We start from the raw sequence: 22092 nt of genomic DNA on the forward strand, positions 1-22092 counted from the left end.
ACCCGGGGCCCGGCCGCGGCCGTGGGCAGCCCCCGCCGGGCGGGACGTCCGAGGGCTGTCCCGCAGACAGACCACCGCAACCCCCGCCCGGAGGGCACCGTGCGCCGCCGCCTGATCAACTCCACCCTCGCGGTGGTGCTCGTCGTGATCGCCGTCTTCGGCCTCTCACTCGTCGTCGTCGAGACCCGCACCATCCAGGCGGGCGCCCAGGAGAGCGTGGCGTCCGAGGCGGTGCGGCTGGTCGGCATCGTCGAGAGCCGGATCGGCAGCGGCGAGAAGATCACGTCGGACGCCCTCTCCGAACAGATCACCGTCCACCGCTACGCCCGGATCAAGGTGCCCGGCACGGCGCCGATCGAGATCGGCACCCGGCCCACCGGTGACGTCATCGAGTCGCGGATGACGGGCGACCGCGGTGAGCAGGTCACCGTCCAGGAGTCGCGCGCCACCGTCAACGAGGAGATCGGCCGCACGCTGCTGGTCATCCTGGCGGTCGCGTTGCTGGCGATCGTCGCCGCGGTCGGGCTCGCGATCCGCCAGGCCCACCGGCTCACCGCACCGCTCACCGACCTCGCCGAGACCGCCGAACGCCTCGGCTCCGGCGACCCCCGCCCGCGCCACCGCCGCTACGGCGTCCAGGAGCTGGACCGGGTCGCCGATGTGCTGGACGCCAGCGCCGAGCGGATCGCCCGGATGCTCACCGCCGAGCGCCGCCTCGCCGCCGACGCCTCCCACCAGCTGCGCACCCCGCTGACCGCGCTCTCCATGCGGCTGGAGGAGATCACGCTCACCGACGACCCGGACACCGTCAAGGAGGAGGCCACCATCGCGCTGGCCCAGGTCGAGCGGCTGACGGACGTGGTCCAGCGGCTGCTCACCAACTCCCGCGACCCGCGTTCCGGCTCCGCCGTCGCCTTCGACCTCGACGAGGTCGTCAAGCAGCAGGTCGAGGAGTGGCGGCCCGCCTACCGCAGCGCCGCCCGCTCCATCGTCCGCTCCGGGAAGAAGGGGCTGCGGGCCGTCGGCACGCCGGGCGCGGTGGCGCAGGTGCTCGCCACCCTCATCGAGAACTCGCTGATGCACGGCGACGGGACGGTCGCGCTGCGCACCCGCGTCACCGGCAACCAAGCGGTGGTGGAGGTCACGGACGCGGGCCCCGGCGTCTCCGCCGACCTCGGCTCGCGGGTCTTCGAGCGGACCGTCTCCGGTCGCAACTCCACGGGTCTGGGCCTCGCCGTCGCCCGCGATCTGGCGGAGGCGGACGGCGGACGGCTCGAACTGCTTCAGCAGCACCCGCCGGTCTTCGCCCTCTTCCTGGCCCGGGAGGCCGAGCAGCCCGAGGGGTGAGCGGGGCGGTGTCGCGGGTTCGGGTCCCGTCACCCGCCCGGCCGGTCCGTCAGCCGCGCGGGGCGCCCTGCGCCTGCGGCTGCCGCTCCCGCGCCCCGGCACCGACCGCGTCCGGCAGCGGCCCGCCCTCCCCGGCCGCCTCGCCGTCCGGGGTGCGGAAGACCCAGGTGCGGTACGACCAGAAGCGGAAGAGGGTGGCGACGCCGATGCCGAGGAACTTGAAGACGTTGCTCTGCAGCGGGGTGTCCCAGCCGAAGCCGTACGTCGCCGCGTAGAGCATGCCGTTCTCGATGATCAGTCCGGCGATGCTGAACAGCAGGAAGAGCGAGAGTTCGCGGGTGCGGCCCTGCTTGTCGCGGTCGCGGTAGGTGAAGTAGCGGTAGCCGAGGTAGTTGGTGCCGGTGGCCACGACCGTCGCGATGACGCTGGCCCGCACGACCGGCAGCTCCGTCAGATGCCGTACGAGGTTGAAGACCGCGAAGTTCACGATCACCCCGGCGCCGCCGACGGCACCGAACTTGGCGACCTCCCGCAGGAGCTGCTCCAGCCGCGACCGCAGCGCGCTCCGTTCACTCATGGTGATCGTCTTGCTCCCTGTCGGTGGCGGCCGGCCCGGCCGGTCGTCCCGGACCGCCCCTCATGCTAACCAGCGTTTCCCAGGGGCCGCCGCCCGCGGGCGTGCGCAGCGACGCCCGCCCGGCGGTGCTGCGGAAGATCACGCTCCGCACATCACCGCCGTCCCGCGGCCGCACTCGGACGATCCTCCAATCACCACCCGGCGGAGTGGCACGCCCGTACGGATACGCTGGGGGGCGTGACGTTCCCGGTAGTCGGCATGGTCGGTGGCGGTCAGCTCGCCCGTATGACCCACGAGGCGGGCATCCCCCTCGGCATCAAGTTCAAGCTCCTCAGCGACACCCCGCAGGATTCGGCGGCCCAGGTGGTCAGCGACGTCGTCATCGGCGACTACCGCGACCTGGACACGCTGCGCTCCTTCGCCCGTGGCTGCGATGTGATCACCTTCGATCACGAGCACGTACCCACCGAGCACCTGAAGGCGCTGGAGGCGGACGGCATCCCCGTACGCCCCGGCCCCGACGCGCTCGTGCACGCCCAGGACAAGGGGGTGATGCGGGCGAGGCTGGACGCGCTGGGCGTGCCCTGCCCCAGGCACCGCATCGTCTCCGGTCCGGACGACGTGGCGGCGTTCGCGGCGGAGGGCACCGGCTTCCCGGTGATCCTCAAGACCGTCCGCGGCGGCTACGACGGCAAGGGCGTCTGGGTCGTACGTTCCTCCAAGGAGGCGGCCGAGCCGTTCCGGGCCGGGGTGCCCGTGCTGGCCGAGGAGAAGGTCCCCTTCACCCGCGAACTGGCCGCCAACGTCGTCCGCTCGCCGCACGGCCAGGCCGTCGCCTACCCCGTCGTGGAGTCGATCCAGGTCGACGGCGTCTGCGACACGGTCATCGCCCCGGCGCCCGGCCTGAGCGCGGACCTCGCGGCGCGCGCCCAGGAGATGGCGCTGCGCATCGCGGCGGAGCTGGGCGTCGTCGGCCACCTCGCGGTCGAGCTGTTCGAGGTCCCCGGCCCGGACGGCGAACCGCAGGTGCTCGTCAACGAACTGGCGATGCGTCCGCACAACTCCGGCCACTGGACCCAGGACGGCGCGATCACCTCGCAGTTCGCCAACCACGTCCGCGCCGTCCTCGACCTCCCGCTCGGCGACCCGCGCCCGCGCGCCCCCTGGACGGTGATGGCCAACGTTCTCGGCGGCGACTACCCGGACATGTATTCCGCGTACCTCCATTGCCTGGCACGCGATCCGCAGCTGAAGATCCACATGTACGGAAAGGACGTGAAGCCCGGCCGGAAGGTCGGTCACGTCAACACCTACGGCGACGACCTTGCCGACGTGCGCGAGCGCGCCGCGCACGCCGCCGGCTACCTGCGAGGAACGATCACCGAATGACTGCCCGCCCGTCGCCCGACCGCCACCCCTCACCGAGCGCTCACGCGCGCCCCTCCAGCTCCGGCACCGCGCCGGTCGTCGGCATCGTCATGGGCTCGGACTCCGACTGGCCCGTGATGGAGGCCGCCGCCAAGGCGCTCGACGAGTTCGAGATCCCCTACGAGGTCGACGTCGTCTCCGCGCACCGGATGCCGCACGAGATGATCGCGTACGGCGAGGAGGCCGCCGGGCGCGGCCTCAAGGCGATCATCGCGGGCGCCGGGGGAGCCGCCCATCTGCCGGGCATGCTCGCCTCCGTCACCCCGCTGCCGGTGATCGGCGTGCCGGTGCCGCTGAAGTACCTCGACGGCATGGACTCGCTGCTCTCCATCGTGCAGATGCCCGCGGGCGTGCCGGTCGCGACCGTCTCCGTCGGCGGTGCGCGCAACGCGGGGCTGCTCGCCGCGCGGATGCTCGCCGCGCACGACGAGGAACTGCTCGGCCGGATGCGGGAGTTCCAGCAGGAGCTGAACGACCAGGCCACCGAGAAGGGCAAGCGGCTGCGGAACAAGGTCGCCTCCCCGGCCGGCTTCGGCTTCGGGGGCAAGTGATGGCGGCCGGCGCGGTGGACCCGCGCATCGCCGCGCTGCTCGCCGAGCACCCCGTCGTCGACGGCCACAACGACCTGCCCTGGGCGCTGCGCGCACAGGTCGGCTACGACCTGGACCGCCGCGACATCGCCGGTGACCAGTCGGAGTTCTTGCACACCGACATCCCGCGGCTGCGGGCCGGCGGCGTCGGCGCGCAGTTCTGGTCGGTCTACGTCCGCGCCGACTTCGCGGGCGACACGGCGGTCAGCGCCACCCTCGAACAGATCGACGTGGTGCGGCGGATGGCCGCGCGCTACCCCGAGGCGCTGCGGCTCGCCTTCACCGCCGACGACATGGAGGCGGCGCGCGCCGACGGCGTCATCGCCTCGCTGATGGGCGCCGAGGGCGGCCACTCCATCAACAACTCGCTGGCCACCTTGCGGGCCCTGCACCGGCTGGGCGTCCGTTATATGACGCTCACCCACAACGACAGCCTGGCCTGGGCGGACTCCGCGACGGACGAGCCCCGCGCCGGCGGGCTGAGCGCCTTCGGCGAGGAGGTCGTGCGGGAGATGAACCGCCTCGGCATGCTCGTCGACCTCTCGCACGTCGCCGCCACGACGATGCGCGACGCGCTGCGGGTCTCCACCGCGCCGGTGATTTTCTCGCACTCCTCGTCCCGCGCGGTCTGTGACCACCCGCGGAACATCCCCGACGACGTCCTGGAGCGGCTGCCCGCCAACGGCGGCACCGCGATGGCCACCTTCGTGCCGAAGTTCGTGCACCAGGAGGTCGGCCCCTGGGTGCTGCGGGCCGACGAGAACATGCGGGCCCACGGCTTCCACCACCTGGAGACCACGCCCGAGGCGATGGCGGTGCAGCGGGAGTTCCGGGCGGCGAATCCGATGCCGGAGGCGACCGCCGCGACCGTCGCCGACCACCTCGACCACATGCGGGAGGTCGCCGGCGTCGACCACATCGGGCTGGGCGGCGACTACGACGGCACCGCCTTCACCCCGACCGATCTGGCGGACGTGGCGAGCTACCCGAACCTGCTCGCCGAGCTGCTGGAGCGCAAGTGGTCCACCGCCGACCTCGCCAAGCTGACCTGGCGCAACGCGGTCCGCACGCTGCGGGACGCCGAGGACGTCGCGCGCGCCGAGCAGGCCCGCCGCCCGGAGTCGATCGCCACGATCGAGCAGCTGGACGGCTGAGCGCACCACCAGGCGCACCGGCGGGCCCCGTCTCCGGACGGCGGCCCGCCGGTGCGTTGCCGCATCCGGGCGGCCGGGGCGGCGCCGGGCCGACCGCCCGCGGCGGTGGCCGCCCGGGCCCGCCCCGCCGTCAGCCGACGAGGCAGAGGCAGAACGGGTGCCCGACGGGGTCCAGATAGACCCGCCAGCTCTGCCGGGCGTCGTCCTGCTGGACCAGCTTCGCGCCGAGCGCCAGCGCCTTCTCCTGCGCCGCCTCGATGTCCGCGCGCCGCACGTCGAGGTCGACGTGGGCCTGCTGCGGCTGCTCCTGGCCCGGCCACTGCGGCGGCCGGTACCCCGCCACCTCCTGGAACGCCAGCCGTTCGCCCCGCGGTCCGACGGCCTCGAACCAGTCCCCCTCGCCCGTCACCCGCCAGTCGAGCAGCGCGGCGTAGAAACCGGCGAGCGCCCGCGGATCGGGACAGTCCAGCGCGACGACACCCAGCTCGATCAGAGCCATGTTGTTACCCTCTCAAGCCATTAACCGGTAACTGCGTTACTGCATGATGGCGGTCGGCCGGTAACGTGGCAAGGGTGGCGGACAACCGAACGGCGCCGGTGTCCCTCCTCCCGGTGCAGGACCTGATGAACACCCTCGACATCGAGATCGGCGCGGACACGCTGACCGCGGACGGCGGCCTCGACGCCTTCCTCACCGCGCACGGCCTGCCCCCGCTCACCCCGCAGGACGACGGCCCGGCGGCCGTCCGCGTACTGACCGAGCTGCGGGAGGCGCTGCGCGCCGTCTGCCTCGCCCACACCGCGGGCCGCCCGCCGGCGCCCGCCGACACCCGCACCCTGGACCGGCTGCTGGCCCGCGCCCCGCTCGTCCTCGCCGTCGCCCCCGGCGGCGCCCCCGCGCTCCGCCCGGCCGCCGGACTGCGCGGCGCCGACCACCTCACCGCGGTGCTGGCCGCCGGTGTCGCCACCGCGGCCGCCGACGGCAGCTGGCCGCGCCTCAAGGCGTGCGCGGCCCACGACTGCCACTGGGTCTTCTACGACCGGAGCCCGGCCGGCCGCAGCCGCTGGTGCTCCATGGCGGTCTGCGGCAGCCGGGCGAAGATGCGCAGCTACCGGGCCCGCCGCGCGGAATCCGGCTGAAAAGCGCGACCGCCCGGCCGGGAACGGACCCGGCCGGGCGGTACGCAGAGGAGAACGGGTTACGCCTGCGGACGCCCCAGCGCCCGGTAGACCCAGCCGGCCTTCCGCCACAGCTCCGGGTCGAGGGCGTTGCGGCCGTCCAGGATGCGGCGGGCGCCGGCCGCCTCGCCCAGCACCGCCGGGTCCAGCTCCCGGAACTCCCGCCACTCGGTCAGGTGCAGCACCGCGTCCGCGCCGCGCACCGCCTCCAGCGCGCTGTCCGCGTAGCCCAGCGTCGGGAACAGCCGCCGGGCGTTCGCCATGCCCTTCGGGTCGTACACGGTGACCTGGCCGCCCTGGAGATGGATCTGACCTGCGACGTTGAGGGCGGGGGAGTCGCGGACGTCGTCGGAGTCCGGCTTGAAGGTGGCGCCGAGGACGGCGACCCGCTTGCCGAGGAAGCTGCCGCCGACCGCCTCCCGGGTCAGCTCGACCATGTGGCCGCGACGCCGCATGTTGATCGAGTCGACCTCGCGCAGGAACGTCAGCGCCTGGTCCGCGCCCAGCTCACCGGCGCGGGCCATGAACGCCCGGATGTCCTTGGGCAGGCAGCCGCCGCCGAAGCCGACCCCGGCGCGCAGGAACTTCTTGCCGATCCGCTCGTCGTGCCCGATCGCCTCGGCCAGCTTCACCACATCGCCGTCGGCCGCCTCGCAGACCTCCGCCATGGCGTTGATGAACGAGATCTTCGTCGCCAGGAAGGAGTTGGCGGCGGTCTTCACCAGCTCGGCCGTCGGGTAGTCCATGACGACGAACGGCGAGCCCTCGGCGACCGGCTTCTCGTAGATCTCCCGCAGCAGCGCCTCGGCCCGCTCGCTCGCGACGCCGACGACGATCCGGTCCGGGTGCAGGGTGTCGTCGACGGCGAACCCCTCGCGCAGGAACTCCGGGTTCCACGCCAGCTCCGCCGCCTCGCCCGCGGGCGCCTGCTCGGCCAGCAGCCGCGCGAGCCGCGCCGCGCTGCCCACCGGCACCGTCGACTTGCCGACGACCAGCACCGGGCGGTCCAGATGCGGGGCGAGCGAGGCGAAGGCGCTCTCGACGTAGGACATGTCACAGGCGTACTCGCCGTGCTTCTGCGGGGTGTTCACGCAGACGAAGTGCACATCGCCGAAGGCCCCGGCCTCCTCGTAGGAGGTGGTGAAGCGCAGCCGGCCGGTGGAGCCCTCGATGCCGTCGATGTGGCGGCGCAGCAGCTCCTCCAGCCCCGGCTCGTACATCGGGACCTCGCCGCGCCGCAGCATCTCGATCTTCTCGGGGACGACGTCCAGTCCCAGGACCTCGAACCCCAGCTCGGCCATGGCGGCGGCGTGGGTGGCGCCGAGGTAGCCGGTGCCGATCACGGTGATCTTGAGGGCCATGGATGCTCCAAACCAGGTTTCGGCGCGGCGCGCCGGTGTGCGGTGTGCGGGATCGGTGACGGACGGGCGAAAAGGCGCTGACCGAGCATAGTCGGGCCCCTGCCGGCGGGCGTCGGTCACCGGCCACCGGGGAACGGATGGTCTGTCGGCAACCTCACGTATCCCGTCCGGCCCCGGGCGCCTAGAATCCCGAGCAGAACGGGTTACTTAACGGTAGTTAGCACTGCAGCTCTCAGGGGAGTGAGAAACCTTGGCGGGAACCGCTGATTTCGATCTGTACCGGCCGTCGGAGGAGCACGACATGCTCCGGGAGTCGGTGCGTGCCCTCGCCGAGGCGAAGATCGCACCGTTCGCCGCCGCCGTCGACGAGGAGGCCCGCTTCCCGCAGGAGGCGCTCGACGCGCTGGTCGCCAACGACCTGCACGCCGTCCACGTACCGGAGACCTACGGCGGCGCCGGCGCCGACGCGCTCGCCACCGTCATCGTCATCGAGGAGGTCGCCCGCGTCTGCGGTTCGTCCTCGCTGATCCCGGCGGTCAACAAGCTCGGCTCGCTGCCGGTGATCCTCTCCGGCTCGGAGGAGCTGAAGGCGAAGTACCTCGGCCCGCTGGCCAAGGGCGACGCGATGTTCTCGTACTGCCTGAGCGAGCCGGACGCGGGTTCGGACGCCGCGGGCATGAAGACCAAGGCCGTCCGCGACGGCGACTTCTGGGTCCTCAACGGCGTGAAGCGCTGGATCACCAACGCCGGCGTCTCCGAGTACTACACGGTCATGGCCGTCACCGACCCGGAGAAGCGCTCCAAGGGCATCTCCGCCTTCGTCGTCGAGAAGGGCGACGAGGGCGTGTCCTTCGGCGCCCCCGAGAAGAAGCTCGGCATCAAGGGCTCGCCGACCCGCGAGGTCTACCTCGACAACGTCCGCATCCCCGCCGACCGCATGATCGGCGCCGAGGGCACCGGCTTCGCCACCGCGATGAAGACCCTCGACCACACCCGCATCACCATCGCCGCGCAGGCGCTGGGCATCGCCCAGGGCGCGCTGGACTACGCCAAGGGCTACGTCCGCGAGCGCAAGCAGTTCGGCAAGCCGATCGGCGACTTCCAGGGCGTGCAGTTCATGCTCGCCGACATGGCGATGAAGGTCGAGGCCGCCCGCCAGCTGACCTACGCCGCCGCCGCCAAGTCCGAGCGCATCTCCGCCGGCGGCAAGGACGAGGACCTCACCTTCTTCGGCGCCGCCGCCAAGTGCTACGCCTCCGACGCCGCGATGGAGATCACCACCGACGCGGTCCAGCTCCTCGGCGGCTACGGCTACACCCGCGACTACCCGGTCGAGCGCATGATGCGCGACGCCAAGATCACCCAGATCTACGAGGGCACGAACCAGGTCCAGCGGATCGTGATGGCGCGGAACCTGCCGTAACGGCGGCACCCGCTCACAGCCGACGGCCCCCGGCGCTCTCGCCGGGGGCCGTCGTGTGCGTACGTGGTGAGCGGGCGACGGGGTCAGTTGCCGTCGGTGACCGTGACCTTCTCGTCGTTGTTGAGCTGCTGGACGAGCTGCTGGACCTTGGCCTTGTCCCACACCACGAAGCCGTTCGTGATGCCGGACATCGGCATGTTCAGCGAGGTGCCCTCACCGCTGTTGACGCCCTTCATCGCGAAGAACATGTTGCCCAGGCTCCACAGGCTCATGTCCTTGTCGACGATGAGGGTGTCCAGGCCCGCGCCGAGCGTCGGGTAGAGCTGGAAGGGGTTGAGCACCGTGCCCGGCGACGCCGCCTGGTTGGCGAGGGCGGCCAGGAACTTCTGCTGGTTCTTGGTGCGCGCCAGGTCGCTGGTGGCGAACGCCTTGCGGGCGCGGACGAAGGCGAGCGCCTGGGAGCCGTTGAGCGTCTGCTTGCCCGCCTGGAAGTCGGAGCCGGAGTCCTTGTCCTTGAACGCCTGGGGGATGTCCAGCTCCACGCCGCCGATCGCGTCCACGATGTTGGCGAAGCCGGCGAAGCCGATCTCGACGTAGTGGTCGATGTGCAGCTTGGTGTTGTACTCGACGGTCCGCACCAGCAGCTCGGGGCCGTCCTCGGCGTACGCCGCGTTCAGCTTGGTGCGGCGGCCGGTGCCCGGGTACTTCTTGCCGGACTCGGAGCCGACGAAGGACGGTATCTCCACGCCGGAGTCGCGCGGCAGCGAGATCAGCGTGGGGCCGTTGCTGCCGTCGTGCAGGATCATCATCGAGTCGGTGCGCTTGCCCTCGACGGATCCGGTGTGGAGGTTCTTCTTCTGCTCGGAGGTCATGCCCTCGCGGCTGTCCGAGCCCACGATCAGGTAGTTGGTGCCGTCGCCCGCCTCGGGGCGGTCGATGACCTTGCTCAGGTCCACCTCGCGGCGCAGCTTGCCGTCGGCCCAGAAGTACGTGGCGACGGAGGCGACCGCGACGACCGCGACGACGGTCAGGGCCGTCCACTTGATGCGGCGGCCCCAGTTCGGGCGCGGCCGGGCGTTGTAGCCGCCCTGCTGCGGACCGCCGGGCCCGCCGCTGCCGTAGACCTGGCCGGTGTTGTAGCCGTCGTAGTCGTCGTAGCCCTGCGACTGCTGCGGCGGGACGGAGCCGCGGCGCGGGCCCGCTCCCGTTCCCGGGCGGCCGTAGCCGGGGCCGGCGTCCCGCCGTACCTGCGGCATGGCGCGTGCGCCTTCCGGCTGGGCGCGGCCACTGCCGCGTCCGTACCCGCGCTGGTCGCGGGAGGGTCCGTTCCCGTGCCACTCATTCATGCAGACGAGTGTGCCTGCCGGGGCACCGGGTCTTACAGGGCGGGGGTGGGTTCGGGGCGGGGCTGTTGCAGAGCTGATGCAAAGCGCGCGGCCATACCCCAAGCGGATGTGACCATTCCGACGTGGCGGAGGAAAACCGCATGCCGGACGTCCGCGGCCGTGGCGGGCGGCCGCCGAAGGCCCGTCCTCCCGGCCGGGCCGCGAAGGCCACCGCTTAGGGTGGACGCATGACCGAACTCGTGACCGACGGCGAGGAGGGTGCCCCCGCGGGCAAGCCCACCCACGTCTCCCGCACCACGCTGTCGCACATCATGACCGCCGCGGACACCAACCTGCTGGGTACGGTGCACGGCGGCGTGATCATGAAACTGGTCGACGACGCGGCGGGCGCGGTCGCGGGACGGCACTCCGGCGGACCCGCCGTCACCGCCTCCATGGACGAGATGGCCTTCCTGGAGCCGGTCCGGGTCGGCGACCTCGTCCATGTGAAGGCCCAGATCAACTGGACCGGCCGCTCCTCCATGGAGGTCGGCGTCCGGGTCATGGCCGAGCGGTGGAACGAATCCACCCCGGCCACCCAGGTCGGCTCCGCCTACCTCGTCTTCGCCGCCGTCGACGCCGAGGGCAAGCCCCGCCCGGTGCCGCCGGTGATCGTCGAGACCGAGCGCGACCGGCGCCGCTACCAGGAGGCGCAGATCCGCCGCACGCACCGCCTCGCCCGCCGCCGCGCGATCATGGAGCTGCGCGCACGGCACGCCGCCGAGGGCTTGAACGACGCATGACGGCCGCGGCCCACCGGGCCAGCGCCGCGATCCCCAGGCCGAGCCCCGCCCCGGCCGCCCCGCACAGCACATCGTTCACCTCCGCGATCCGGCCCGCCCGCATCACCGCCTGCGCCGCCTCGACCGCCACGCACAGCCCCACCGCCGGCCAGAACACGCCCGCCGCCGACCGCCGCACCGCCGCGAACCGCAGCAGCAGCGGCACCGGCAGATAGAGCGCGACGCCCGCCAGCTCCTCGCGGACCAGCACCGACGCCTCGTCCGGCAGCAGCGGCGCCCCCGGGTCGAACAGCTCCGCGCCGGGCAGCCACCACACCGTCGCATCGCCCGAACCGATCGGCTGCACCGGCGCCAGCGCCACCACCAGCAGCAGCGCCAGCCACCCGGTCAGCAACGCCCCGGCCGTCCGGCGCGGCCACGGATCCGCCGCGTCGCGGCCCTCCCACAGCGCCAGCCCGGTGGCCAGGGCCGGCGCCCCCAGCAGGACGAGCGTCACCGCCGCGGGCGTGATGCCCCAGATCAGCTGCCACACGATGCGACCTCCGGAACCCGCCGCCGCCGACCCGCGGGTCAGCCGCAGCTCCACTTGGTGACGTAGACCCGCTCCCCGTGCTCCATCACCCCGCGGATGCACTCCCCGGCCGCCATCCCCACCCGCCCGCGCAGCGTGGCCGTGCCGCCGGTGGTGCGGACGGTGCCGAACCACCCGGGGAACGCGGTGATCCGGGAGTCCTTGCGCTGATAGCCCAGGCGGACCGCGATCTCGCCGGGGCTGGCGGTGGGGGCGCGCCGGTAGCGCGCGGTGTAGACGCCCGGGCGGCCCACCGGACCGCGCAGGCAGAGCTGCCCGCCGGCCGGACCGCCGCAGCCGACCGGCGTCGCCGGAGCCGGCGGGGCGGCCGCCGCCACCGTCGCCACCAGGCAGAGCGCGGCCGTCAGGCCCGCCCGCCGGGCGTACGGGCGGCGGGGCCGCACCGGCCCGCTCAGGGACATGCGGCCTCGTCGCCGGTGACCGTCGCGATGCCCGGGGTGCCGGGCGCCGGCTCCTCGGCCCGCACCGGATGCACCCCGGCGTAGTCCTGCCCGGTCGTCACCCGCAGCACCGGCCCCTGCCCCGCGACCTTGCGCAGCTCGGCGCCGGGCAGCGCGGCGGCCAGCGTCTGCGCCGAGCGGTCCCAGCGCGGGTCGTACGAGATGAGCGTCTTCGGGTGCGGGCCGTCGGGCGCGTCCCCGGGGATGCCCGACGGGAGGAAGCCGGCCGCGCCCAGCGCCTTGGAGACGGAGCGGGCCAGCCCGTGCCGACCGGTGCCGTTGTCGACCCGGACCCGGATCTGGTCCGGCGGGACGTCCACCACCGTCGGGCGCGGCCCGCTCGCCGGCTTCTTCGGCGCGGCGAGCGGCTTGTCGTCCCGGAGCGCCTGGAAGACCTGCTTGGCGGCGACCGGGTCCCAGCGCACCGTCGTCCCGCCGCCCGGCAGCTGCACCCCCTCCGGGGCCAGCGGCACCGAAAGGAACTCCGACGACGCCGGGGTGAAGCCGCGCATCGCCTGTCCCAGGTCGACCAGGTCGTCGGCGGTGAAGTCGGAGTCGGCGCGGACCGACGTCAGCAGCGCGTCCGCGACCTCCCGGAACCGCACCGGGTTCATCAGCACCCCGGACGAGGTCACCTTGTGGATCAGCGATGCCAAGAACCGCTGCTGGCGCTGCATCCGGCCGAGGTCCGCGGAGCCGTCGATGTGCCGGGAGCGGACGTACTGGAGGGCCTGCCCGCCGCCCAGCGTCGCCTTCCCGGCGGGCAGGTCGAGACCGGTGTAGCGGTCCTTCAGCGGCCGTACGGTGCAGATCTCCACCCCGCCGACGGCGTCCACGCTCCGCATGAAGCTGGCGAAGTCGACCTCCAGATAGTGGTCGATGTGCACGCCCGTCATGTGCTCGACGGTGCGCACTGTCAGCCCCGGCCCGCCCTCGGCGTACGCCGCGTTCAGCTTGACGGCGTGCCGGGGCCGCTGCCGCCCGGTCGCCTCGTCCTTGTGGGCGGGCACCTCCGCGTACGAGTCGCGCGGCAGGCTGACGACGCTGGCGCGGTCCCGCCCGGCGGAGAGGTGCACCAGCATCAGGGTGTCCGTGCAGTGACAGGGCGCACCGCCCAGGTGGTACTTCCGCTTCTCCGCCGACGTGATCTTGTCCCGGCCGTCGGTGCCGACGACCAGGAAGTTCAGCCCGTCCCCGCCGGTGGGCCGCTCCCGCTCCGGCATCCCCTGGAACGGGTGGACCCGCCCGATGCCCTCCTCCACGCCGGTGACCATGGCGTGCCCGACGCCGCTCGCGGTCATCAGCAGCACCGAGGCGATGGCGGAGATCCGCAGCCCCCAGCGCCTGCGCGGGGAGCGCCCGCGCTCCCGGGCGGTGCGGCGCGCTGCGGAACGGGCGGGGCGGGGCGGGACGGTCAACGGGGGACACCTCCGCGGCGGAACGGGTGCGAGCGGTGGCCGCCCGCCGCGTCCCCGCCACGGCGGGCGGGACAGGGCGGAGCGATCCGGCGGTAACTGCGAGAACACAGTAAGTCGATACGATCTACTGCAAAGTCCCACACGCCGGGCCCCGGCGGCCCCACCACCCGCCTGCCGTCCGTCGCCCTCACCCATAAGCGGTAACGTGAGCCGGGATATCGCACTCTCCCGGCGAGCGCTGCCGTCCGCGATGGCGGCTCCGCCGCGGGCCGTCCCCCCGAGGAACCATGCCCCAGCAGCAGCCCCCGGCCGTCTCCGTGATCATGCCGGTGCTCAATGAGGAACGTCATCTGCGCAACTCGGTCCGGCACATCCTGGAGCAGGAGTACGCCGGCGAGATGGAGGTGGTGATCGCCGTCGGCCCGTCCGCGGACCGTACGGAGGAGATCGCCGCCGAGCTCGCGGCCGAGGACCCGCGGGTGCGCACCGTCGCGAACCCCACCGGCCGCACCCCCGCCGCGCTGAACGCCGCGATCAAGGCGTCGAGCCACCCGATCGTGGTCCGCGTCGACGGCCACGGCATGCTCTCCCCGAACTACATCGCCACCGCCGTCCGCCTGCTGGAGGAGACCGGCGCGCAGAACGTCGGCGGCATCATGCACGCCGAGGGCGAGAACGCCTGGGAGAACGCGGTCGCCGCCGCGATGACCTCGAAGATCGGCGTCGGCAACGCCGCCTTCCACACCGGCGGCCAGGCGGGCCCCGCCGAGACCGTCTACCTCGGCGTCTTCCGCCGCGAGGCGCTGGAGCAACAGGGCGGCTACAACGAGGAGTTCATCCGCGCCCAGGACTGGGAGCTGAACTACCGCATCCGCGAGGCCGGCGGCGGCGTGTGGTTCTCGCCCGAGCTGAAGGTCCAGTACCGCCCCCGGCCCAGCGTCAAGGCGCTGGCCAAGCAGTACAAGGACTACGGCAAGTGGCGGCACGTCGTCGCGCGCTACCACTCCGGCTCGATCAACCTGCGCTACCTCGCCCCGCCGACCGCGGTCTGCGCCATCGCCGCCGGTGTCGTCGTCGGCGCCGCCGTCACCCCCTGGGGCTTCGTCGTCCCGGGCGGATATCTGGCCGCCATCGCCGCGGGCTCCGTCCCGGCGGGCAAGGGCCTGTCGCTGAAGGCCCGCGCACAGATCCCCCTCGCGCTGGCCACCATGCACATGGCCTGGGGCGTCGGCTTCCTGACCAGCCCCCGCTCGCTGGCCCGCAAGGTCATCGCCAGCCGCCGCCCGGCGGTGAAGGCCACGACGGCGTAGCGAGGGATGCGACCTACGCGAGAGGGGCGGGCCACGGCGGCCCGCCCCTCTTCCGTGTCCGCCCGCGGCGGTGTCAGAACGTGTAATCCGGATTGACCTTCATACAGGCCTTGTCGTCCTCGCCGTTGAGCGTGCTCTCGTTCTTCGGCGCCTTGCCGGATTCGTCGCTGCTCCCGGCGGCCTTCGGGTAGACGGTCCCGGTGCGCCAGTCGTTGCCGACGATCAGCCGCAGCCCGCCGGCCGAACTGCTCTCCCGCACCGCGCTCTTCGGCAGCCCCAGCTCCTTCGCCAGCGCCAGCGCATCGCCGTGCAGCTTCTTGTCGCTGTACTCGACGGTGGTGTCCACCTGGCTGATCAGCGTGGAGTCGGTACCCGCGGCGGTGTAGCCGAGCTGCGCGAGATGCTGCTGCATCACGGCGGCGCGGCCGGGGGCCGGGCCGTAGACGGTGCTCTGGGTGCCGTTCTGGACGGTGACGTGCAGCTGGTCCTTGGACATCGACGGCTTCGGGTCCGGCGCCTTCTTCTTCTTGCCGGCGTCCTTGCCGTCCAGCCCGGTGTCGTTGCGCAGCAGCGCGAAGGTCTGCTCCGCCTCGCCCGGCTTCGGGAGCACGTACTTCTGACCGGGGCCGTACACCCACGGCATGGTGATCATCGTGATCCGCTTGGTGGGCACCTCCCGGAGCTGGCCCGCCAGGTCGTAGAGCTTCATGGGGGTGCCCAGGTCGTCGTCGACGGTGAGCGCCTTGGTCGCGGCCTCGGCCAGGTCGCGGAGCTTGCCCGGGTCGGTGAGCTTGGTGCCCGCCTTGAGCTGACGGACCATCGAGTTCATGTACATGTGCTGGGCATTGGCCCGGTCGATGTCGGTGTTGCCCCCGAAGCCGTAGCGGGTCCGCAGCCACTGGAGTGCCTGGACGCCCTTGATGGAGTGGGTGCCCTTGGTGAGCTTCAGCCCGCTGCCGTGGCCGTCGCTGCGGTTGTGCGAGTAGATGTTGTTGTCCACGCAGACCGGGACGCCGCCGATGGCGTCGGCCATGTCCACCACACCGCCGAAGTCGACCATCATGAAGTGGTCGATGTAGACACCGGTCAGCTCTTTCCAGGTGGCGACGGTGCAGCCCGGACCGCCGTGCTGGAGCGACTGGTTGATGGCCGCGGTGGTCTGCGGGTAGACGTGGCCGTCGTCCGGGTCGGTGCACTTGGGGATCGGCACCCGGGTGTCGCGCGGGATCGACATCACCGACATGTTGCTGCGGTCCGCCGAGACGTGCAGCAGCATCTGCACATCGCCCAGCGGCTTGCGGTCCCGGTCCTGCGCGGCGCCGCCCAGCTCGATGTTCTTGTCGTTGTTCCGGCCGTCGGAGCCGATCAGCAGGATGTTCAGCGGCGTCTGACCGAACGCGTTCGGCTCCGGCTTGCGCAGCCCGCCCGCGCCGAGATCCAGCTTGTCCTTACGGATGTTGTCGGTGAGGTGCTGGTAGTAGAGGTACGCCGCCCCGCCGCCGCCGACCAGCAGGAAGCCCAGGCCCAGCGCGGTCCAGCGCAGGACGCGGCCCTTGCGGCGCCGCCGCCGGCCGCCGTGCGCCGCGGCGTCGGCGCCTTTGCGCCGGCCGCCGCGTCCCCCCTTGCCGCCTTTGCCGCCCCTGCCGCCTTCCGCGGCCGTGCTGCTCGTTGCGTCGCTCTTGCCGTCGCTCTTGGCGTCGGCCTTCCCGCTCCTGCCGTCGCCGGCGCCGTCCGCGGACCCGGCGTCGGCGCCGGGTATCCAGCCGGGGGCGTCCGGCGGCGGGCCGGCGTCCTCGTAGAGGCTGTCGTCCCAGCCCAACTTCTCTGCCTCCGGCTGCTGTTGCCGGCTTCCGGACCGGCGTCGGCGCGGTCGCTCACCGCGCACACTGCTCTGCCGCATCGGGCCCTCTCCCCGGGTCGGTAAATGGTGCGCTCGGCGCCTGTGCGGGGCGGCCGCGGCTCGTTCAGGTCACTTGGCGCAGATGCTCTTGTCATCTGCATTGACGTTCTGCACGCCGTCCGGGGTTTCGGTCGGCGCCTCAATAGGGGTTCCGGGGGCGGTGAAGTCCTTGCCCAGGGTCAGCTTCATCGGCACCCGGTCACCCGCGTCCGCGGTGGACTCCTTGAGCGCGCTCTTCGGCAGCCCCATCCAGTCCGCCAGCGTGGCGGCCTGATCGGCCTGGTTGGGTGCGTACTCAAGGCGGGTGGTGGCCAGCTTCGCCGGTGCGTTGCCCGCGTTGGTGGAGAGCTTGGCGGCCTTGATGTTCTGCAGCCAGTCCACGGTCTCCTGCGCCGCGCCCAGCGGCCCGCCGCCGTTGGTGACGTCGACGCGGACCAGCTCCGGCGGCGCCTTCTTCACCGGTGCCTTCTTCTTCCCCTTCCCCTTGCCCTTCTTCGCGAGCTGGTGATCGGCCTGAACCATCTTGAACAGCGGTTCGGCCTTGCTCTTGTCGAGTATGACGGTGGCGGGGTCCTGGGGGTTGTCCAGGACGGGCACAGTCGCGAAGGTAATTTTGTCGATGTCGACCTGCTTGAGGTCGTTGCCCAGCTCGACCAGCTTCTTCGCGCTGCCGATGCCGGTGTCGACGGTCAGCGCCTTGGTCGCCGCCTGGCTGATGTCGTAGAGCTTGGACGGGCTGCTGAACGCGTCCGACTTGATCTTCCGGATCATCGAGCTGAGGAACTGCTGCTGGAGTTCGATCCGGCTGAGGTCGCTGCCGAAGCCGACGGTGTGCCGGGTGCGGACGAACGCCAGCGCCTGCTCGCCCTTGACGATGTGCCGGCCGGCCTTCAACTTCAGGTGCGACTTGGGGTCGTTGATGTCCTTCGCGGCGCAGACCTCCACGCCGTTGACCGCCTCGGACAGCTCCTTGACGGCGTTGAAGTCGGCCATCATGAAGTGATTGACCTTCAGACCCGTCAGCTGCTCGACGGTCCGCCAGGTGCAGCCGGGATCCCGGCCCTCCTGCCCCAGGCTGGTGTTGAACCGCACGTTGCTCTCACCGGGGATGGTCTTCGTCGAGCCGTCCTTCTGCTTCGTCGGGCACGGCGGGATGCTGGTGACCATGTCGCGCGGAATGCTCAACGCGGTCGCGTTCGTACGGTCCTTGGAGACGTGCATCAGGATCGTGGTGTCCGCGTGGCCGACGCTGCCGGCGTCGCCGTAGCCCTCGTTGCCCTTACCGGAGCGGGCGTCGGTGCCGATGATGAGGATGTTCACCGGGCCGTCGGAGACCGCGTCGTTCTCGATGCCGACGTCGACCTTGGCGATGTTCCCGTTGAGCTGCTGGTAGAGGTAGAACACCCCGCCGCCGCCCGCGACCAGCACGAAGCCGAGCACCCCGGACGTCCACAGCAGGGCCTTCTTCTTCCCGCCCTTCTTCTGCTTGAGCTTGCGGCGCCCGGACGCGGCAGCCGCGGCGCCGCCACCGCGCGCCGCCTTACGGGCGGCGGCGCGGCCACCGGGGCGCGGGGCGTCCTTCGCCGCCGAGGCGGAGCGGCGGTCGCGCTGCGCCGGCAGCTCACGGGTGTCGGTGTCGTCCTTCGGCGCGGTGGGGGCGCGCCGGGAGCGTCCGGGTGCGGGATCCGGCGCTGCCGGTTCGGGTGCGGGATCGAGCCGCAGCTCGTACTTACCGGTGCTGGGGTTGAGTACCCACTGGTCGGCGGGATCGACGTTGTCCCCCGCCCGCCCACGGCCTTGCGCGTCCACGGTGCCCTGCATCCTCCGTCGGTGCCACGCGGCGCCTCCCCTCGGGCGCACGGTCGGACCTGTGTTTCACGTTCGTTCGTCCGGCTGGTCTGCGGACCGGATCACTCACACTATCCGCCCAGTTCAGCGTGGAACGCCGCCCGTGACAAATTCCACTTCCCTACAACTGGGCAATCCGCCCAATCCATTCGAGTCGTTGGCAGGACCTTTGCGGCATTTTTATTCGCAGATCCCGCGTTCTGCGGTGGCTTGCTGGAATGGGCGGCCGCGAAGACGTCGGCGGCGCAGGGGAACTGGCCGTCTTCTCACCGGAGGATGCCGTATCCGAGGCGTTCGGTGAAGAGGTGTGACCGGAGTTGCCGGAACCGCCCGCGCCGCCGGACGCCGGGGCACAGGGCGCCGGGAGGCCCCGGAGCGGCTTGCGGAAGGGCTGGTCGGCGGCGGGTTGTGCCCATTCGGTGACGAAGGACGTCGGAGCGGCACCCGGTACGCGGCGCGGTCATGAACTGCATGTGTCCGGTGGGAATGGCACGCATGGCGCGCACCAATTCGCGGATGCCGGTGCGGGAAGCGAGTGGCTTGTCGGTGGTGCGGGAACTCGTCGCGGCATCGGGAACGGATAGTGCCGCGCCGGATTGAACACCACACCATTGCTCTGCACTTTCTTCACGAGAGCGTCAAGGAAGTGTGTGGGTGTTCCATACGCTGCGTGTCACTTCCGTTACCCGGTCCGATACCCGGCCTCTTGCGGGCGCGGACAAATCCGAGGACTTCTTCGGCGTACGGGGTCGGCCGGCCGGGCGGGGAGTTCGCGGCTGCGGGCGCCGGCCCGAGGCGTGCGCGGGGGCGTGCGCAGGCGCGCGTCGGGGTGCGCTCCGGCGCCCGGCCGGGGGCCGCGGGGTCCGGCCCGGTGGGCGGCGACCCGGGCCCGGCGCCCGGCCGGGCGGTGGTCAGAGGGCGGCGGACGGGGCCTGGAAGGTGACCTGTTCGCTGCGGAGGCGGGCCGCCGCGGCGGTCTCGTCCAGCCGCTCCGCATGGCGGCAGAGCACCACCGAGCCGCCGGTGGCCAGCGGTGCGTACAGCCCGTAGGAGAGGCCCGGCCAGCCGTCGTACGCCAGGCTCGACAGCACCCGGGGCGCGGCCGGCATCCCGGCGGCGCGGGCGTCGGCCAGCGCGCGGTCGACGACCTCGGCGCCGGTCAGCTCCTCGCCGTCCACGGACAGCGCCGCATCGCCCGCGGCCACCGGGGCGAACGGCGCGAAGCGGTCGCCCTGGGACGGCACCTCCACCGCGTAGTCGGCGAACCCGTCGGGCGCCTCGGGGAAGCGGCCGCCCAGGGGCCGCAGGGCCAGCGCCACCCGCTCGCCGGTGCAGGCGCGGGCGGTCTCCAGCCGGTCCGGTCCGCTGACCACCACATCGGCGGCGGCCGGGTCGCCGTCGACATCGGCCAGCACGCCCACGGACGAGGCGGCCACCAGCCACACCGCGGTCTGCCAGTGGGCGGGCAGCAGCAGCGCGAGCCGGTCGCCGGGGCCGGCGGCCAGATCGCCCTGGAGGTAGTTGGCGGTCTTCGCCACCCAGTTGGCGAAGGTGGCGACGGACAGCTCCACGCGCTCACCGGTGGCGTCGTCGTAGAAGGTCACGAGGGGGCGGGCCGGATCCGCGGCGAGCGCGGAACGCAGCAGGCCGGCGGGGGTGCGTTCGGTGGCGTTCACGGTCGCAGGGTACGGGACCGGCACGGGCACAGCCGGGGGCGCACGGCCTGGAGACGCGGGCCCCTACGGGTACGGGGAGGCCCCGTACGGGTGGCGCCGCGGGCCCGTGGGGGACGGGCCGTCACCCCTTACGGGACCGTCACCGCCCCTTGCGGGACCGCCCCGTACCCGTAGGGGACGGCCGCCGGCCCTTACGGGTGCCCGACACGGCGTCAGCCCCGAGGGAACACGGCACCGGTGACGGAGTTCCCGCCGGGAGCGGGCGCCGCGGGGCGGGGGAGCGGCGCCGGGGGTGCCCGAACCGGCCGCCGCACCGCGGGCGCCGCGCCCGGTAACACCGCACGTCACCCCGTACGCCGCCCCCGGGCCCGGCCGCGGAACCGTCTGCCTACACTGGTCGGCCGATCGGCCGACCCCAGCAGGAAGCAGAGACGACAAGGTGACTGAAGCGATCCTCCTGGTCGGCGGCAAGGGCACGAGGTTGCGCCCGCTGACGGTGCATACGCCCAAACCGATGGTGCCGGCGGCCGGTGTGCCGTTCCTGACCCACCAGTTGGCGCGGGCCCGCGCCGCTGGTGTCGAGCACATCGTCCTCGCCACCTCCTATCTCGCCGAGGTCTTCGAACCGCACTTCGGCGACGGCTCCGACCTGGGCCTGCACCTGGAGTACGTGACGGAGGAGGAGCCGCTGGGCACCGGCGGCGCGATCCGCAACGTCGCCTCCCGGCTGCACTCCGCCCCCGGCGACCCGGTCCTCATCTTCAACGGCGACATCCTCACCGGGCTCGACATCCCGGCGCTCGTCGACACCCACCGCACCAGCGGCGCCGATGTCTCGCTGCACCTGTCACGGGTCGACGACCCGCGCGCCTACGGGCTGGTGCCCACCGACGCCTCCGGCCGCGTCACCGCCTTCCTGGAGAAGCCGCAGACGCCGGAAGAGATCGTCACCGACCAGATCAACGCCGGCGCGTACGTCTTCAACCGCTCGGTCATCGACACCATCCCGGCGGACCGCCCGGTCTCCGTCGAGCGCGAGACCTTCCCCGGGCTGCTCGCCGACGGCGCCCACCTCCAGGGCATGGTGGACTCCACCTACTGGCTCGACCTGGGCACCCCGCAGGCGTTCGTCCGCGGCTCCGCCGACCTGGTCCTGGGCCGCGCGCCGTCCCCGGCGGTGCCCGGCCGGTGCGGTGAGCGCCTGGTCCTGGACACCGCGCAGATCGCCGCGGACGCCAAGCTCACCGCCGGCACCGTCGCCGGTCCCGGCAGCCGGATCGGCGCCGGGGCCCGGGTCGAGGGCAGCACGGTGCTGCGGGACGCGGTGATCGAGGAGGGCGCGGTGGTGCGCGACTCCCTGATCGGCGCGGGCGCCCGGATCGGCGCCCGTACGGTCCTGGACGGCGCGGTCATCGGCGACGGCGCGGTCATCGGCGCCGACAACGAACTCCGCGACGGCATCCGCGTCTGGTGCGACGCCCACCTGCCGGACGGGTCGGTGCGGTTCTCGTCGGACCAGTAGGGGACGACCCCGGCGCCGGGCCCGCTCACGTCAGGGCGTCGGCCCTGTCCCGCAGGGGCGCCGGGCCGGGCCCGTACGGGACGTTGCGTGGTCCCGTACGGGACGCGCGCGGACCCGTAGGGGCTGCCGCCCGGCCCCGCCCGGCTACCGCCCGCCTCCCGGAACACTCCCGCCCCCGCCGTCACCCCCATCGCCTACC

The 22092-nt window shown here is 72.6% G+C and carries 19 protein-coding genes; 9 read left to right on the forward strand and 10 right to left on the reverse strand.

What is annotated here, in order from left to right:
* The first annotated feature begins 99 nt into the window (after nt 1-99).
* The gene (locus ABT345_RS08150) at nt 100-1347 is read left to right on the forward strand and encodes a sensor histidine kinase (RefSeq protein ID WP_345090681.1); all 1248 of its coding nucleotides are present in this window, start codon (nt 100-102) and stop codon (nt 1345-1347) included.
* Nucleotides 1348-1396: 49 nt separating this feature from the next.
* Here ABT345_RS08150 and ABT345_RS08155 read toward each other — a convergent pair whose 3' ends face one another.
* A complete protein-coding gene (locus tag ABT345_RS08155; RefSeq protein WP_345090684.1) occupies nt 1397-1924 on the reverse strand; it encodes a GtrA family protein in 528 nt (175 codons plus the stop codon).
* Nucleotides 1925-2161: 237 nt separating this feature from the next.
* Between ABT345_RS08155 and ABT345_RS08160 the strand changes: the two genes are divergently transcribed.
* The 3 genes from ABT345_RS08160 to ABT345_RS08170 are packed head-to-tail and all read left to right on the forward strand — an operon-like array spanning nt 2162 to nt 5096.
* A complete protein-coding gene (locus tag ABT345_RS08160) occupies nt 2162-3313 on the forward strand; it encodes a 5-(carboxyamino)imidazole ribonucleotide synthase (protein WP_345090687.1) in 1152 nt (383 codons plus the stop codon).
* The gene (gene purE / locus ABT345_RS08165; RefSeq protein ID WP_386460651.1) at nt 3310-3903 is read left to right on the forward strand and encodes a 5-(carboxyamino)imidazole ribonucleotide mutase; all 594 of its coding nucleotides are present in this window, start codon (nt 3310-3312) and stop codon (nt 3901-3903) included. The genes ABT345_RS08160 and purE overlap by 4 nt, the downstream gene beginning before the upstream one ends.
* A gap of 14 nt (nt 3904-3917) precedes the next feature.
* Complete coding sequence (locus ABT345_RS08170; RefSeq protein ID WP_502965930.1) at nt 3918-5096, forward strand: dipeptidase; 1179 nt, start codon at nt 3918-3920, stop codon at nt 5094-5096.
* A gap of 130 nt (nt 5097-5226) precedes the next feature.
* On the opposite strand, the gene ABT345_RS08175 is transcribed toward ABT345_RS08170, so the two are convergent.
* The gene (locus tag ABT345_RS08175; protein ID WP_345090693.1) at nt 5227-5595 is read right to left on the reverse strand and encodes a VOC family protein; all 369 of its coding nucleotides are present in this window, start codon (nt 5593-5595) and stop codon (nt 5227-5229) included.
* 74 nt (nt 5596-5669) lie between these two features.
* Between ABT345_RS08175 and ABT345_RS08180 the strand changes: the two genes are divergently transcribed.
* A complete protein-coding gene (locus ABT345_RS08180) occupies nt 5670-6236 on the forward strand; it encodes a CGNR zinc finger domain-containing protein (protein WP_345090696.1) in 567 nt (188 codons plus the stop codon).
* Nucleotides 6237-6295: 59 nt separating this feature from the next.
* Here ABT345_RS08180 and ABT345_RS08185 read toward each other — a convergent pair whose 3' ends face one another.
* Complete coding sequence (locus ABT345_RS08185) at nt 6296-7636, reverse strand: UDP-glucose dehydrogenase family protein (RefSeq protein ID WP_345090699.1); 1341 nt, start codon at nt 7634-7636, stop codon at nt 6296-6298.
* A 250-nt stretch (nt 7637-7886) separates the two neighbouring features.
* Here ABT345_RS08185 and ABT345_RS08190 point away from each other — a divergent pair, with 250 nt between their 5' ends.
* On the forward strand, nt 7887-9059 hold the full coding sequence (locus tag ABT345_RS08190; protein ID WP_030282242.1) for an acyl-CoA dehydrogenase family protein: 1173 nt from the start codon (nt 7887-7889) through the stop codon (nt 9057-9059).
* Nucleotides 9060-9142: 83 nt separating this feature from the next.
* On the opposite strand, the gene ABT345_RS08195 is transcribed toward ABT345_RS08190, so the two are convergent.
* Nucleotides 9143-10405: an LCP family protein gene (locus ABT345_RS08195; protein WP_345090703.1), complete on the reverse strand. Its 1263-nt coding sequence runs from the start codon at nt 10403-10405 to the stop codon at nt 9143-9145.
* A 227-nt stretch (nt 10406-10632) separates the two neighbouring features.
* Here ABT345_RS08195 and ABT345_RS08200 point away from each other — a divergent pair, with 227 nt between their 5' ends.
* Nucleotides 10633-11187: an acyl-CoA thioesterase gene (locus ABT345_RS08200; RefSeq protein ID WP_345090705.1), complete on the forward strand. Its 555-nt coding sequence runs from the start codon at nt 10633-10635 to the stop codon at nt 11185-11187.
* Here the strand turns inward: ABT345_RS08200 and ABT345_RS08205 are convergent.
* Genes ABT345_RS08205 through ABT345_RS08215 form a run of 3 tightly spaced genes read right to left on the reverse strand, consistent with a single transcriptional unit; the run spans nt 11138 to nt 13637 of the window.
* Complete coding sequence (locus tag ABT345_RS08205; protein WP_345090707.1) at nt 11138-11719, reverse strand: VanZ family protein; 582 nt, start codon at nt 11717-11719, stop codon at nt 11138-11140. The genes ABT345_RS08200 and ABT345_RS08205 overlap by 50 nt on opposite strands.
* Nucleotides 11720-11757: 38 nt before the next feature.
* On the reverse strand, nt 11758-12180 hold the full coding sequence (locus ABT345_RS08210) for a hypothetical protein (protein WP_345090710.1): 423 nt from the start codon (nt 12178-12180) through the stop codon (nt 11758-11760).
* Nucleotides 12171-13637: an LCP family protein gene (locus ABT345_RS08215; protein ID WP_345090712.1), complete on the reverse strand. Its 1467-nt coding sequence runs from the start codon at nt 13635-13637 to the stop codon at nt 12171-12173. Before ABT345_RS08215 ends, ABT345_RS08210 begins: the two co-directional genes overlap by 10 nt.
* Before the next feature lie 287 nt (nt 13638-13924).
* On the opposite strand from ABT345_RS08215, the gene ABT345_RS08220 reads away from it, so the two are divergent.
* The gene (locus ABT345_RS08220; RefSeq protein ID WP_345090714.1) at nt 13925-14947 is read left to right on the forward strand and encodes a glycosyltransferase family 2 protein; all 1023 of its coding nucleotides are present in this window, start codon (nt 13925-13927) and stop codon (nt 14945-14947) included.
* Nucleotides 14948-15020: 73 nt separating this feature from the next.
* Here the strand turns inward: ABT345_RS08220 and ABT345_RS08225 are convergent, their stop codons facing one another.
* From ABT345_RS08225 to ABT345_RS08235, 3 genes are all read right to left on the reverse strand, one after another.
* Nucleotides 15021-16847: an LCP family protein gene (locus tag ABT345_RS08225; RefSeq protein WP_345090716.1), complete on the reverse strand. Its 1827-nt coding sequence runs from the start codon at nt 16845-16847 to the stop codon at nt 15021-15023.
* 69 nt (nt 16848-16916) lie between these two features.
* Complete coding sequence (locus ABT345_RS08230; protein WP_345090719.1) at nt 16917-18656, reverse strand: LCP family protein; 1740 nt, start codon at nt 18654-18656, stop codon at nt 16917-16919.
* 950 nt (nt 18657-19606) lie between these two features.
* The gene (locus ABT345_RS08235) at nt 19607-20371 is read right to left on the reverse strand and encodes a TIGR03089 family protein (protein WP_345090721.1); all 765 of its coding nucleotides are present in this window, start codon (nt 20369-20371) and stop codon (nt 19607-19609) included.
* A 439-nt stretch (nt 20372-20810) separates the two neighbouring features.
* Here ABT345_RS08235 and manB point away from each other — a divergent pair, with 439 nt between their 5' ends.
* Nucleotides 20811-21893 carry a mannose-1-phosphate guanylyltransferase gene (gene manB / locus ABT345_RS08240; RefSeq protein ID WP_345090724.1) on the forward strand — a complete coding sequence of 361 codons (1083 nt, stop codon included), beginning with the start codon at nt 20811-20813 and terminating at the stop codon, nt 21891-21893.
* Nucleotides 21894-22092 lie beyond the last annotated feature (199 nt).

Origin of the sequence: Streptomyces sp. NPDC000404, assembly GCF_040300365.1 — a bacterium.
Lineage (GTDB): Bacteria > Actinomycetota > Actinomycetes > Streptomycetales > Streptomycetaceae > Streptomyces > Streptomyces ramulosus.

Coding starts and splice junctions, on each gene's coding strand:
- ABT345_RS08155 (WP_345090684.1), bottom strand. CDS start 1,924: ATGAGTGAACGGAGCGCGCTGCGGTCGCGGCTGGAGCAGCTCCTGCGG.
- purE (WP_386460651.1), top strand. CDS start 3,310: ATGACTGCCCGCCCGTCGCCCGACCGCCACCCCTCACCGAGCGCTCAC.
- ABT345_RS08175 (WP_345090693.1), bottom strand. CDS start 5,595: ATGGCTCTGATCGAGCTGGGTGTCGTCGCGCTGGACTGTCCCGATCCG.
- ABT345_RS08185 (WP_345090699.1), bottom strand. CDS start 7,636: ATGGCCCTCAAGATCACCGTGATCGGCACCGGCTACCTCGGCGCCACC.
- ABT345_RS08195 (WP_345090703.1), bottom strand. CDS start 10,405: ATGAATGAGTGGCACGGGAACGGACCCTCCCGCGACCAGCGCGGGTAC.
- ABT345_RS08200 (WP_345090705.1), top strand. CDS start 10,633: ATGACCGAACTCGTGACCGACGGCGAGGAGGGTGCCCCCGCGGGCAAG.
- ABT345_RS08210 (WP_345090710.1), bottom strand. CDS start 12,180: ATGTCCCTGAGCGGGCCGGTGCGGCCCCGCCGCCCGTACGCCCGGCGG.
- ABT345_RS08220 (WP_345090714.1), top strand. CDS start 13,925: ATGCCCCAGCAGCAGCCCCCGGCCGTCTCCGTGATCATGCCGGTGCTC.
- ABT345_RS08225 (WP_345090716.1), bottom strand. CDS start 16,847: ATGCGGCAGAGCAGTGTGCGCGGTGAGCGACCGCGCCGACGCCGGTCC.